This window comes from Streptomyces sp. NPDC059010 (assembly GCF_042740355.1).
Classification (GTDB): Bacteria; Actinomycetota; Actinomycetes; order Streptomycetales; family Streptomycetaceae; genus Streptomyces.
On record NZ_JBHYJA010000032.1, the window covers coordinates 71,648 to 83,540 of the forward strand.

Consider the following 11,893-nt stretch of genomic DNA (forward strand, 5'->3'; position numbering starts at 1 on the left):
GACAAGCACGGGTACGACGCTGCTGCTGGCGCGGCACGGGCAGACGATCTGGCACGCCGAGAACCGCTACGCAGGCGTCAGCGACGTGCCCCTCACCGACACCGGGCGTGCCCAGGCCGACGCCCTCGGCCGGTGGGCCGGCGCCCACCCGGTCGACGCGATCTGGACGTCACCCGTGTCCCGCGCGGTCATCACCGCCGACCCGGCCTGCCGGGCCCTCGGACTCACCCCGCGACGCGAACCCGACCTGCGCGAATGCGACTTCGGCGTGCTGGAGGGCCGTACGCTCGCGGAGTTCGCGGCCGAGGACCCCGCGGCGGCGGAGGCGTTCCGCAGGGACCCGGTGGCGCACCCCTTCCCGGACGCCGAGAACCCGGCCGACGCGGCCGAGCGCGGCGCCGCCGCCCTGCGCCGGATCGCCGCCGCCCACCCCGGCGAACGGGTCCTCGTGGTCGCCCACAACACGCTCTTCCGTCTGGTGCTGTGCACACTGCTGTCGATCCCGGCCCGGGAGTACCGCAGAGTGTTCCCCCGGTTGCGCAACGCGGCGATCAGCGAACTCCTCGTGAAATCCGGCGGATCCGCCGCACTTCTCTCCCTCAATGTGCCCTGCGAGCCGGACGTCTCGTAGCACCATGTGCCCATGACGGAGATCGACACCTCGGTACCGCACTCGGCCCGCATCTGGAACTACTGGCTGGGCGGCAAGGACAACTACCCGGTGGACGAGGCGGCCGGCGACGCCTACACCGCCGTCTTCCCCGGCATCGTCACCATCGCCCGCAGCAGCCGCTCGTTCCTGGGCCGCAGCATCCGGTACCTGGTGTCGGAGGCGGGCATACGCCAGTTCCTCGACGTCGGCACCGGGCTCCCGACCGTCGACAACACCCACGAGGTGGCCCAGGGCCTCGCCCCGGAGTCGAGGATCGTCTACGTCGACAACGACCCCCTGGTCCTGGCCCACGCCCGCGCCCTGCTCACCTCGACGCCGGAGGGCGTGACGGCGTACGAGGACCTGAGCGTGTACGAGCCGGAGAAGATCCTTGAGGCGGCCTCGGGCACCCTCGACCTCACCCGCCCCACGGCCCTGATCCTCAGCGGCATCCTCGGTCACATCGCCGACTACGACCAGGCCCGCGACATCGTCCGCCGCCTGCTGGCCGGCCTCACCTCCGGCAGCTACCTCTCCCTCAACGAGGGCTCCCGCGGCACCGACCCGACCTACGAACAGGCCCAGGACGCCTACAACGAGACGGGCGCCGTCCCCTACTTCCTGCGCCCGGTCGACCAGATCACCGCCTACTTCGACGGCCTGGACCTCGTGGAGCCGGGCATCGTCTCCGTCCCTCTGTGGCACCCCGACCCGAACGACGAGCAGCCGCGCCCCATCGGCCAGCACGGCGGCCTGGGCCGCAAGCCCTAGGAACGTGCCCGGGGGCGGGAGTTCAGGCGGTGCCGGCGCCACCACAGCAGGGCGAGCAGCGGGACCAGAAGTGCGGGCAGCAGACGCAGCGACCCCGAGTTCGTGGAAACGGGCGAGGGCCGCTCCTCGGGTGCGCCGGACCTCGGGTGCGCCGCCTGGCGTGGGGTCGTTGAGCCGAGCCAGACGGTCTCGTCCCCGTCGCCCGCCGACGGCGCGTTCAGCGAACGGCCGACGCGCTGGGGGAGCCCGGCAAAGTCCGCGGTGAAACGCTCGTCCGTGACTTCCTTGACGGGGATGTCGGTGAGGTCGACGCCGCCGTAGACGTAGCTGCGTACGTAGGTGGTGTCACCGCGGGTGGTCCTGTCGGTGACCTTGTACTCGCCCTTGGTGTACGAGTCGACGTACCGGTCGAATGTGTCCCTGGGCTGCCAGCCGTCGGTGTTCCGCCAGGCGTCGATGTCGCCGCTGTCGATGAGGTCGCCGTACGTCGTCCTCCTGGTCAGGCTCAGCTCCCGGTACCACTCGGCGGCGACCCGGGCGAGATAGACGCGGCGCAGTGCGGCGTACTCGGGGGCGGTGTTGATGGCCTTCTTGAGCTCGGGGAGGATCTGGCTGCGGAAGAGCTCCTCGTTGTGGTCTTCGGTGGCCTTGTCCTGCTCGGGACAGGAGCGCGCGGACGAGCCGCCGTTGGCCTTCAGGTACTGGGTCTCCATCTGGACGTCGAGAGGCGCGTCGAGGATGTAGAGCCTGTCCCCGTCCTGGCGGACCGACGCGGGCGCCGGCAGGATCCAGTTGCGGAACGACATGCAGTCGCCCCGGACCCTGTCCCAGAACTTCCGGCCGAGCGCGCCGTGGGGATGGATGAGCTTGCCGACGGTCTTCTTCATCCGGAGATCGGCTTCCAGCAGAACACGACCGGCGTCCGTCCGCCCGAGCCGGTCGTCGACGATGCGGTCCGGCTCGTCGGGGTTGAGGTTGACCCAGAAGTCCCGGGGGGTGAGGGAGAGCCAGACGAAGAAGGCGTCGGAGCTCTGGGTGGCGCCCGCGATTCCGGTGGCCGGGCGCATGTCCCCCTTCAGGGGGTCCAGTTCGGCGCTGAACGAGTACTGCAGGCCGCTGCCGTCACCGGGGTCCGCGAGGTAGCGCAGCTCCATGGTGGAGAAGTCGATGCCGCCGTTGCCCAGGCCGGGGACGGTGAGGGTGGCGCCCAGCCCGCTCGTCTTCGCGGAGCCCTCGTCGTCGCCGCAGGGGTTCGCCGCCTTGGCCTGCACCGCGAGCGCCATGGTGCGCGGTGCCGGGGCGGGGAGACGCCGGGACTGCGCCTGAGGGGGCGGGCAGTCCGACTGGAGGCGGGTGAAGAGGGGGTGCAGCACATAGTTGGTCCATGTCTTGGAGGCCTCCCGCACGTGGCCGAGGTCGACGCCCAATTGGACAACAGCGCTCTTGTTACGTTCCTCCCGCAGCAGTTTGAACGGCTCGTCCGCACGCTGCTCCGCGCTTTTCCGCGCCTTGGGCCCCAGATGTGCGGCCTTCTCCCCAGCCCGTTTGACGTCCTCCTCCCGCTTGGCGACTTCCTTTGAACTGAGGTCGTAACTGCGCCCGTAGACGGTCGGGGTGTCGCGGCTGTACAGCGGCGTGCATCTGCCCGCACACTGCTGGCGCTCGGAACCGCCAAGGGCTCTGACTTCCCGGCCGATGCCGTGTTTGTCCAGCTTCTTTTGTATCTGCTGCTCGGAATGGTCTCCGCCCGGGTTGTTCAGCGCGGTGACGGCGACGAGGCGTGTGACGCCCGCCTGCTCCAGCTGTTCCACGAGTGCGGGTTTCAGATAGCCCTTCAGCGGCTCCAGCGCGACCATGGAGGGGAACCACAACTCGCCGTTCTCGTGGACGATGCTGGTGGGGTCGTTCAGGAGTTCGGTGATCTGCTTGTCCGTCATCAGGAGCGGGTTGAGGTAGTCGACGGCGCCGTTGCGGTTCGCGTCGAAGGCCGACTCGTGGTCGTCCAGGATGATGCCGAGCGCCAGGCGCAGTTCTTCCACCGGCCGGAGCGGCGCGCTGAGCAGCGGGTTGGCGTCGGACTCCGCCGAGAGGTCGCGGCCGTCCGCCGCACCAGGGGGCCGCTTGTCGTCGGCGACCCCGGCGGGCATGGCGCCGACCGAGATGAAGAGGGCCAGCAGCAGCGCCGTGAGGGCGCGCAGCCAGGTGCGTGTGCCGAAGGTCATGGCCGTACGGTTGCCGGGGCGCGTGAAATTCCGGTGAAGCGTGGCCGGGCGCGGTGGGAGACATGGGAAGCCCCCGCGAGTCAGGTCCTTGCGGGGGCTTCCTTCATTCCGCCTGCCGTTCGTGAAGGGTGAGAAGACGATCACGAGGCAGGACGACTGAGGGGTGACTCAGGGTGGCTCAGGGGTGGCTCAAGGGGCGAGCAGCAGCACGTCCGCACGGGACTTGGCGGCCTCGTAACGCCGGGCCACGTCCTGCCAGTTGACGACCTGCCACATGGCCTCGATGAAGTCGACCTTCTGGTTGCGGTACTGGAGGTAGAAGGCGTGCTCCCAGGCGTCGAACACGAGGATCGGCGTGGCGCCCTGGCCGACGTTGCCCTGGTGGTCGTAGACCTGCTCGACGATCAGCCGCCCGCTCAGCGGCTCGTACGCCAGCACACCCCAGCCCGAACCCTGCGTGGTCGCGGCGGCCTTGGACAGCTGCGCCTTGAAGCCGGCGTAGGACCCGAAGGACTCGGCGATGGCGTCCGCCAGCTCACCCACACCGTCGGCGGCGAGCGGCTCGCCACCGCCGTCACCGGTCATGTTGTGCCAGTAGATGCTGTGCAGGATGTGCCCGGACAGATGGAACGCCAGGTTCTTCTCCAGCCCGTTGACCGACCCCCACTGCTCCTTGTCCCGTGCCTCCGCGAGCTGCTCCAGCGTGTCGTTGGCGCCCTTCACATAGGCCGCGTGGTGCTTGTCGTGGTGCAGCTCGATGATCTCGGGGCTGATCACGGGCGCGAGCGCGGAGTAGTCGTAGGGCAGGTCCGGGAGTGTGTAGACGGGCATGAAGGGTCCCCTCAGAGCTCTTGTTGCAAGTAGCTTGCAACAACAAGCTAGCAGCAAGAGGAGGGAGAGGGAGGGAAGGGGGGAGGAGTGTGCGGCGGAGGGTGCGGCGCGATCTACTATCGGCAGTCGTAGCCAGGGGTGTTACGGGTGTCAGGGAGGAATGCCATGGGTCCCGAGATCGCCGAACTCGCCCGCACTGCGGGCACCACGGTCGTGGCGCTGATGGCCGGTCAGGCGTGGGAGTCGGCCCGTGACGGCGTCGTCGCCCTCTGGCAGCGCTTCCAGCCCGCCCGCGCCGACGCCGTCAGCGGCGAACTCGAAGCCACCCGCGACGACCTGCTCCTCGCCCGCCAGTCGGGCGACACCGACACCGAGGCCGAGCTGACCGCCGAGTGGCAGGCACGGGTCCGCCGCCTGCTCGTCGCCCAGCCCGAGGTCGCCGACGAACTGCGCCGCATCCTGGCGGAGTTGAGCCCCGAGCTCCCGGAGCAGCGGCCCTCGGTGGAGATCCGGCTGAACGCGGAGGCCTCCGGCAGCGGCCGCGTCTACCAGGCCGGACGCGACCAGCACATCACCGAGCGCTGAACCGGCCCGGTCCCGAGGGCTCTGTTTGTCCCTGACGGGCTCTGATCATCCCTGATCAGAGCCCTGTCAGAGCCCTGATCAGCCCTTGGTCCGAGCCCGCTGCCAGAGGTAGCCCACGGCCGCCAGGGCCACCGTCATGCCGCCCGTCGAGTACAACTGCACCCGCGTGTCCGGCTCCCGGGCCATCAGTACGAAGATCGCGGCCATCCCCGCCAGTGCGACCCACGTCAGCACCGGAAACGCCCACATCCGCACGACCAGCTTCTCCGGTGCCTCGCGCTCCAGGCGGCGGCGCAGCCGCAGTTGGGAGACGGCGATGAAGATCCAGACGACGAGGATGACCGCGCCGATCATGTTCAGCAGCCAGGGGAAGACGTCGTCCGGGCGCCAGTAGCTCAGGACCACGCAGACGAAGCCGAAGACCGAGGAGGCGAGGACCGCGATCCTCGGGACCCCGCCGGACACCCGGCCCAGCGCCGCCGGGCCCTGCCCGCGCTGGACGAGGGAGTAGGCGATGCGCGAGGAGCCGTAGATGTTGGCGTTCATGGCGCTCAGCAGGGCGACCAGGACGACCACGTTCATGAGCTGGCCGGCGCCGGGGATGCCCAGGTGGTTGAGGGTGGCGACGTAGGGGCCGACCTCGACGATGTCCTTGGAGTCCCAGGGGACCAGGGTCACGACGACGGCCATCGAGCCGATGTAGAAGAGGGCGATGCGCCACATGGCCGTGCGGACCGCGCTCGCGACACCGCTGACCGGGTTCTCCGACTCGGCCGCCGCGATGGTGACCGTCTCCATGCCGCCGTAGGCGAAGACCGAGGCGAGCAGGCCGATGATGAGGCCCTCGCTGCCGTGCGGGAGGAAACCGCCCGCGCCGGTGAGGTTCGCGGTGCCCGGCGCGTTAGTGCCCGGCAGGACGCCCGCGATGGCCAGCCCGCCCAGGACGAGGAACAGGCCGATCGCGCCGACCTTCAGGGCCGCGAACCAGAACTCGAACTCGCCGAAGTTCTTCACGGCGGCCAGGTTCGCGCCGCAGAAGACGACCATGAAGAGGGCCACCCAGGCCCACTCGGGCGTGTGCGGCAGCCAGGTCGTGACGATCTTCGCGGCGCCGATGCCCTCCAGGCCGACGGCCGTGCAGAGCAGGACCCAGAAGGACCAGCCGGCGGTGAAGCCCGCCCACGGCCCGATCGCCCGCTCGGCGTGTGCCGAGAAGGAGCCGGAGGAGGGGTGCGCGGCCGACATCTCGCCCAGCATCCGCATCACCAGCATCACGAGGAGGCCGGAGAGGACGTAGGCGACGACGATCGAGGGGCCTGCGGCGGCGATACCGGCGCCGGACCCGACGAACAGGCCCGCACCGATGACACCGCCGAGGGCGATCATCGACAGGTGGCGCTGCTTGAGGCCGTGGTTCAGTCCCGGGGAGACGTCGTCCGCCTGAGCGGGTGTCTCGGTGCTGCTGTGCTGCATGGGCGCGGCTCGTCCAATGCGTGAGAGGGCAAAAAACGCCCACCATGTGAGCAGCCTCTCCGCTCAGAAGGAGAGGCTGCTCACTATGCGGACACTCGCCGCACTGTAGGTGACGAAACGATCACGCGACGATCATGCGGCGACAGGGGTGTAGTGCGACGCGTCCCCCTCGATCGAGTAGCTCTCCTTGCCCTCGATGCCGACGGGCACGTCACCCGCGACCGTCACCCGGTGCAGGCGGCGCGGCCGGCCGTCGTAGTTGTCGATGGCGTAGTGCTGGGTGATGCGGTTGTCGAAGAGGACCAGCTGGTTCTCCGACCAGCGGTGCCGCAGGATGTTCTCCGGCCGGGTGACGTACGCCTGGAGCAGGTCGAGGATCCTGCGGGACTCGCCCGGCGAGAGGCCCACGATCCGCTGGGCGAACCCGCCGATGAACAGGCCGCGCTCACCGGTCAGCGGATGGACACGGACGACCGGGTGGACCGTGCGGTACTTGATCGACGTGAACTCGGCACGCCGGGCGGCCTGGTCGTCGTCCACCTCCTCGTCCGGCACCGCGTAGTCGTAGTCGTTGGTGTGCTCCGCCCACAGGGTGTCGGCCAGCTGCCGCAGCGGCTCGGGCAACTGGCGGTAGGCGGCCGCCGAGCTGGCGATCAGGGTCTCGCCGCCGTAGGGCGGGATCGTGATGCTGCGCAGGGTGCTGGCCTGCGGCGGGTTGAGGACGAAGGTGACGTCGGTGTGCCAGTGGTTGGCGGCACGGCCGCGCTCGCTGTCGACGGGCAGCACGTTTGGGACGCCCGAGACGGAGGAGACCGTCGGGTGCGCGGTGGTCACGTCGCCGAAGTGGCGCACGAAGGCCTGCTGGGTCTCGTCGTCCAGGTTCACGTCGTCGAAGACGAGGGCCTTGTGGACGTTGAGGGCCTCGCGCAGGGCGGCGACCGTCTCCCCGCCGAGCGGCTGGGAGATGTCGACGCCGGACACGCGGGCGCCGATGTTCGCGGTGACCTTGTGGATCTCGATACCGGACATGGGTGGGTCCTTTCAGACGAGGGCGGATTCCCGGAGGGTGTACTGGTTGGCGGGGCGCGGGAGGCCGTAGCGCTCGCGCAGGGTGCGGCGCGGGCCGTACTCGCTGCGGAGCAGGCCGCGGGCGCGGAGGATCGGGACGACGTGGTCGACGAAGGCGTCGAGGCCGGACGGCAGAACCGGCGGCATGATGTTGAATCCGTCGGCGGCGCCCTGGGTGAACCAGGTCTCGATGGCGTCGGCGATCTGCTCGGGCGTACCGGCGAAGGTGAGGTGACCGCGGCCGCCGCCCAGCCGGCCGATGAGCTGCCGGACGGTGAGGCGCTCACGCCGGGCCAGTTCGACGACGAGCGTGTAGCGGCTCTTGGCGCCCTCGACGGCGTCCTCGGATGGCAGGTCGGCGGGAAGCTGGGCGTCCAACTCCAGTGATCCGGCAGGAAGTTGGAGAAGGCGTTCGAGATTGGCCACCCCGTGCACGTGCACGATGTGGTCCTCCAGCGCCTGCTCGTGCGCCCGCGCCTCGGCCTCCGTGGAGCCGATCACCGGGACGATGCCGGGCAGCACCTTGATGTGGTCGGGGTCACGGCCCTCATCGGCGGTACGTGCTTTGAGGTCGGCGTAGAAGGCCCGCGCGTCCTCGATCGTCTGCTGCGCGGTGAACACCGCCTCCGCGTACTGGGCGGCGAACCGCTTGCCGTCCTCGCTCGACCCCGCCTGCACGAGCAGCGGATAGCCCTGCGGGGTGCGCGGGACGTTGAGGGCGCCCTCGACGCTGAAGAACGTCCCCCTGTGCCGGGGCGGATGGATCTTGGCGTCGTCGCCCCACACACCGGCCGCCTTGTCGGCGACGACCGCGTCGTCCTCCCAGCTGTCCCAGAGCTTCAGGGCGACGTCCAGGAACTCGGCGGCCCGGGCGTATCGCTCGGCGTGTGCGGGCTCCGCGTCCAGACCGAAGTTGCGGGCGGCCTCGGCGCCGGCCGTGGTGACGATGTTCCAGCCCGCCCGGCCGCCGCTGATGATGTCGAGCGAGGCGAACTTGCGGGCCAGGTTGTAGGGGGAGTTGTAGGAGGTGGACGCGGTCGCGATGAGGCCGATGTGCTCGGTGGCCGTCGCCAGCGCGGTCAGCAGCGTGAGCGGCTCCAGGGCACCCGCGGGCCGCTGCGCGAGGTTGCTCCACAGCTGGGGGCCGTCGGCGAGGAAGAGGGAGTCGAAGGTGCCGCGTTCGGCGATCCGGGCCAGCTCGACGTAGTGGGCCAGATCCACGTGCGCGTACGGGTCGCTCTCGGGCAGCCGCCAGGAGGCTTCGTGGTGGCCGGTGTTCATGAGGAAGGCGTTGAGGTGGAGTTGCCGGGGCATGCGTGTCCTTCACGGTGACAGTCGGGGAGGCCTTACGAGCGCCGATCCAGGTACTTCAGCCCGTCCGGCGTTCGAGGACGAGGCCCTTCGGGCCGAAGCGGGGGTCCGGGGGCGGCAGCCCTCGGGGACGGGACGGGACGGGTAGGGGCGGCGGGGGCGAAGGCCGCCCGAGCGCACGGCAACCGGCGGTCACCTGATGTCCTCGGTCACGCCCAGCGCCGCGAGCAGCCGTGACCGGTACTCGCCGCGCGCCTGCGCATCGCGGTCGATGGCCAGGTCGAGACCGATACGGCCCCGGTCGAGCACGAGCACCCGGTCGGCGAGCACGATCGCCTCGTCGACGTCGTGGGTGACGAGGAGCACGGAGGGGCGGTGGCGTTCCCACAGCTCCCGCAGCAGGTTGTGCATCTTGATCCGGGTGAGCGCGTCCAGCGCCCCGAACGGCTCGTCGGCCAGCAGCAGTTCGGGCTCGCGGACGAGCGAGCGGGCCAGTGCGGCGCGCTGCTGCTCGCCGCCGGACAGCTCGTTGGGCCAGGCGCGCTCGCGGCCCTTCAGCCCGACCTCGGCCAGGGCCTCGCGGCCCTTGTGCTCCGCGTCCTTGCCGTCGAGCCCGAGGAGGACGTTGGCGAGGACGCGACGCCAGGGCAGCAGCCGGGAGTCCTGGAAGACGACCGACACCCGGTCCGGGGCGGTGAGCTGCCCGCTGCCGGTGACCTCGTGGTCGAGTCCGGCGACCGCCCTCAGCAGGGTGCTCTTGCCGGAGCCGCTGTGCCCCAGCAGGGCCACGAACTGGCCGGCGGGGATGTCCAGGTCGATGCCGTCGAGGACGCTGCGACCGTCGAACGAGCGGGTCAGGGCGCGGAGTTGGACCGCGGGACGGGTCAGCTGCTCAGTGTGCGGCGCCACGACAGCACCCTCCGTTCGATGAGACGGACCGTGCTGTCGGAGGCGAGGCCGAAGATGCCGTAGACGACCAGGCCGACGAGGATGACGTCCGACTGGCCGTAGTTCGTGGCCTGGAACATCATGTAGCCGAGGCCGCTGGTGGCGTTGATCTGCTCCAGGACCACCAGGCCCAGCCAGGAGCCGGTCACACCGAGCCGGAGTCCCACGAAGAACCCGGGCAGCGCGCCGGGGATGACGATCTCCCGGATGAAGCGCAGCTTCGACAGGCCCTGCACCTCGGCGAGCTCGACGAACCGGTGGTCGATGCCGGACAGCGCGGCATGTGTGTTGAGGTAGATCGGGATGTAGACGACGATGGCGATGATCGCGATCTTGAAGGTCTCGCCGATGCCCAGCCAGAGGATGAACAGCGGGATCAGGCCCAGGGTCGGGATGGCCCGGTTCAGGTTGACCGTGCCGTCGATCAGCGCCTCTCCGGTGCGGGTGAGCCCGGAGGCCAGTGCCAGCACGACGCCGGCGGCCAGACCGATCACGAAACCGGACGCGGCCCGCTGCAACGAGGTCAGGATGTCGGTGATCAGGGTCCCGTCGGTCCACAGCTGGGCGCCGGTCTCCACCACCGTCCAGGGTGCGGGGATCGCGGCGGGATCGAGCGCCTCGGCGGCGGACGCGGCGGCCCACAGGGCGAGCACCAGCAGGGGCCCGGCGAGCGGGGCGGCGGGCAGGCGTTTGCCGGGGGCGAGCCCGCGGCGGCGTTTACGGGGCCGCTCGTCGGCGGTGACGACGGCGGCGGCCTTGTGCAGGGTGGTCGTGGTCATGGCGGTCACTTCCGGTACTCGGCCGGTACGGACTTCGCGGCGATGCCCTCGAAGCGGTGGTCGAAGAGCTCACCGACGTCGAACTTCTTCACGAACCCGCCCTCCGCGAGCAGATCCGCGGTCTCCTGCTCCCACTTGATCGCCTCGTCCCAACTCGGCGGGAACAGCGGCTTGTTGGCGAGCTCGGAGATGGACTTCGCCTGTGCGAGGGTCAGGTTCTGCGTCTTGACGTAGAACTCCTCGTTCCAGATGTTGGGGTTCTCGTACGTCCACACCTGGCCCTTGGTCCAGTACGGGATGTACGCGGCGACCGCGGCGGCCTTCGCCGGGTCGTTCAGCACGGAGACCGGCGCCCACAGCAGGTTGAGCAGGTCGACCACGTCGGTGGTGATGGTGCGGGCGCCCTTGGACTCGTACTGCGACAGATAGGCGGGCGCCTGGGTGTTGCCGAGCGGGGCGATGTCGACCTGCCCGGACTGCAGGGCGGTGAGGAACTGGTTGCTGGTCAGCGGGACCAGCTCCACCTCGTCGTACTTCAGGCCGGCCTTCTTCAGCGCGCGGAGCAGGACGACACCCTGCGCCTGGCCCTGCGAGAAGGCGAGCCGCTTGCCCTTGAAGTCGTCGACCGACCGGATGTCGCTGCCCGGCTTGGTGGCGAACAGGTAGTTGGGCCTGCGGGTGATGTTGATCGCGACGATCTTCGCTTCGAAGCCCTGATAGTGCGCCTGGATCGGCGGGATGCCCGCGTTGTTGGCGAGGTCCAGGGACTTGGCGCGGAAGGCGTTGATGACATCGGGACCGGCGCCGATGTTCAGCCAGTTGCTGACCTTGAAGGGCGGGTCGCCCAACTTGGCCAGTCTGAACTGGAGTTGCTGGGAGTTCGAGAACGAGGCGATCTTCAGGCTCGTACCGGCGGGCACCTTGTCGGCGAGCGGGGCGGTCGAGGCGCCCTTGGTGCCGGTCGCGGCGTCGGACTCGGCGCAGCCGCTGAGTCCGGCGGCCGCGGCCGTGACGCCGAGCAGTGAGGTGAGGAACAGTCGCCGGTCGACGCCGGACGCAGGGGAAGAAGGCATGGGAGGACTCCCTGATTTCACATGGGTGCAGAGCAAGAAGGCATGCGTAATTCCGGGCAGGAGAAAGCCGGGGAAGAGGAATTCACGCAGCAGGAAATGAGCGCTTCACGCGGGGCAACGCGTCAGCAACAAAGGGTGCGACAGCATGTGTGCGGGCTCATGACCAGGATGTTCCCGGCC

At 69.7% G+C, this 11,893-nt stretch carries 11 protein-coding genes; 3 read left to right on the top strand and 8 right to left on the bottom strand.

Going from position 1 to position 11,893, the window contains the following annotated elements:
- The first annotated feature begins 19 nt into the window (after positions 1–19).
- Positions 20–631: a histidine phosphatase family protein gene (locus ACFWYS_RS30415; protein ID WP_384775820.1), complete on the top strand. Its 612-nt coding sequence runs from the start codon at positions 20–22 to the stop codon at positions 629–631.
- 12 nt (positions 632–643) lie between these two features.
- Positions 644–1,423 (top strand): SAM-dependent methyltransferase, encoded by a 780-nt coding sequence (locus ACFWYS_RS30420; protein ID WP_384775755.1) that lies wholly within the window; start codon positions 644–646, stop codon positions 1,421–1,423.
- Here the strand turns inward: ACFWYS_RS30420 and ACFWYS_RS30425 are convergent.
- Entirely contained in the window at positions 1,420–3,645 is a 2,226-nt protein-coding gene (locus ACFWYS_RS30425) for a hypothetical protein (protein WP_384775757.1), read from the bottom strand. The genes ACFWYS_RS30420 and ACFWYS_RS30425 overlap by 4 nt on opposite strands.
- Positions 3,646–3,834: 189 nt before the next feature.
- A complete protein-coding gene (locus tag ACFWYS_RS30430) occupies positions 3,835–4,476 on the bottom strand; it encodes a superoxide dismutase (protein WP_384775759.1) in 642 nt (213 codons plus the stop codon).
- A 165-nt stretch (positions 4,477–4,641) separates the two neighbouring features.
- On the opposite strand from ACFWYS_RS30430, the gene ACFWYS_RS30435 reads away from it, so the two are divergent.
- Positions 4,642–5,061 carry a hypothetical protein gene (locus ACFWYS_RS30435; RefSeq protein WP_384775761.1) on the top strand — a complete coding sequence of 140 codons (420 nt, stop codon included), beginning with the start codon at positions 4,642–4,644 and terminating at the stop codon, positions 5,059–5,061.
- 78 nt (positions 5,062–5,139) lie between these two features.
- On the opposite strand, the gene ACFWYS_RS30440 is transcribed toward ACFWYS_RS30435, so the two are convergent.
- From ACFWYS_RS30440 to ACFWYS_RS30465, 6 genes are all read right to left on the bottom strand, one after another.
- Positions 5,140–6,534 (bottom strand): amino acid permease, encoded by a 1,395-nt coding sequence (locus tag ACFWYS_RS30440; RefSeq protein ID WP_384775762.1) that lies wholly within the window; start codon positions 6,532–6,534, stop codon positions 5,140–5,142.
- Between the two features lie 132 nt (positions 6,535–6,666).
- Complete coding sequence (locus ACFWYS_RS30445) at positions 6,667–7,563, bottom strand: TauD/TfdA dioxygenase family protein (RefSeq protein ID WP_384775764.1); 897 nt, start codon at positions 7,561–7,563, stop codon at positions 6,667–6,669.
- Between the two features lie 12 nt (positions 7,564–7,575).
- On the bottom strand, positions 7,576–8,916 hold the full coding sequence (locus ACFWYS_RS30450; protein WP_384775766.1) for an LLM class flavin-dependent oxidoreductase: 1,341 nt from the start codon (positions 8,914–8,916) through the stop codon (positions 7,576–7,578).
- Between the two features lie 189 nt (positions 8,917–9,105).
- Complete coding sequence (locus ACFWYS_RS30455; RefSeq protein ID WP_384775768.1) at positions 9,106–9,822, bottom strand: ABC transporter ATP-binding protein; 717 nt, start codon at positions 9,820–9,822, stop codon at positions 9,106–9,108.
- Complete coding sequence (locus ACFWYS_RS30460) at positions 9,798–10,640, bottom strand: ABC transporter permease (RefSeq protein WP_384775770.1); 843 nt, start codon at positions 10,638–10,640, stop codon at positions 9,798–9,800. The genes ACFWYS_RS30455 and ACFWYS_RS30460 overlap by 25 nt, the downstream gene beginning before the upstream one ends.
- 5 nt (positions 10,641–10,645) lie before the next feature.
- The gene (locus tag ACFWYS_RS30465; RefSeq protein WP_384775772.1) at positions 10,646–11,713 is read right to left on the bottom strand and encodes an ABC transporter substrate-binding protein; all 1,068 of its coding nucleotides are present in this window, start codon (positions 11,711–11,713) and stop codon (positions 10,646–10,648) included.
- Positions 11,714–11,893: the final 180 nt, after the last annotated feature.

Coding starts and splice junctions, on each gene's coding strand:
- ACFWYS_RS30420 (WP_384775755.1), top strand. CDS start 644: ATGACGGAGATCGACACCTCGGTACCGCACTCGGCCCGCATCTGGAAC.
- ACFWYS_RS30425 (WP_384775757.1), bottom strand. CDS start 3,645: ATGACCTTCGGCACACGCACCTGGCTGCGCGCCCTCACGGCGCTGCTG.
- ACFWYS_RS30430 (WP_384775759.1), bottom strand. CDS start 4,476: ATGCCCGTCTACACACTCCCGGACCTGCCCTACGACTACTCCGCGCTC.
- ACFWYS_RS30435 (WP_384775761.1), top strand. CDS start 4,642: ATGGGTCCCGAGATCGCCGAACTCGCCCGCACTGCGGGCACCACGGTC.
- ACFWYS_RS30440 (WP_384775762.1), bottom strand. CDS start 6,534: ATGCAGCACAGCAGCACCGAGACACCCGCTCAGGCGGACGACGTCTCC.
- ACFWYS_RS30445 (WP_384775764.1), bottom strand. CDS start 7,563: ATGTCCGGTATCGAGATCCACAAGGTCACCGCGAACATCGGCGCCCGC.
- ACFWYS_RS30450 (WP_384775766.1), bottom strand. CDS start 8,916: ATGCCCCGGCAACTCCACCTCAACGCCTTCCTCATGAACACCGGCCAC.
- ACFWYS_RS30460 (WP_384775770.1), bottom strand. CDS start 10,640: ATGACCACGACCACCCTGCACAAGGCCGCCGCCGTCGTCACCGCCGAC.
- ACFWYS_RS30465 (WP_384775772.1), bottom strand. CDS start 11,713: ATGCCTTCTTCCCCTGCGTCCGGCGTCGACCGGCGACTGTTCCTCACC.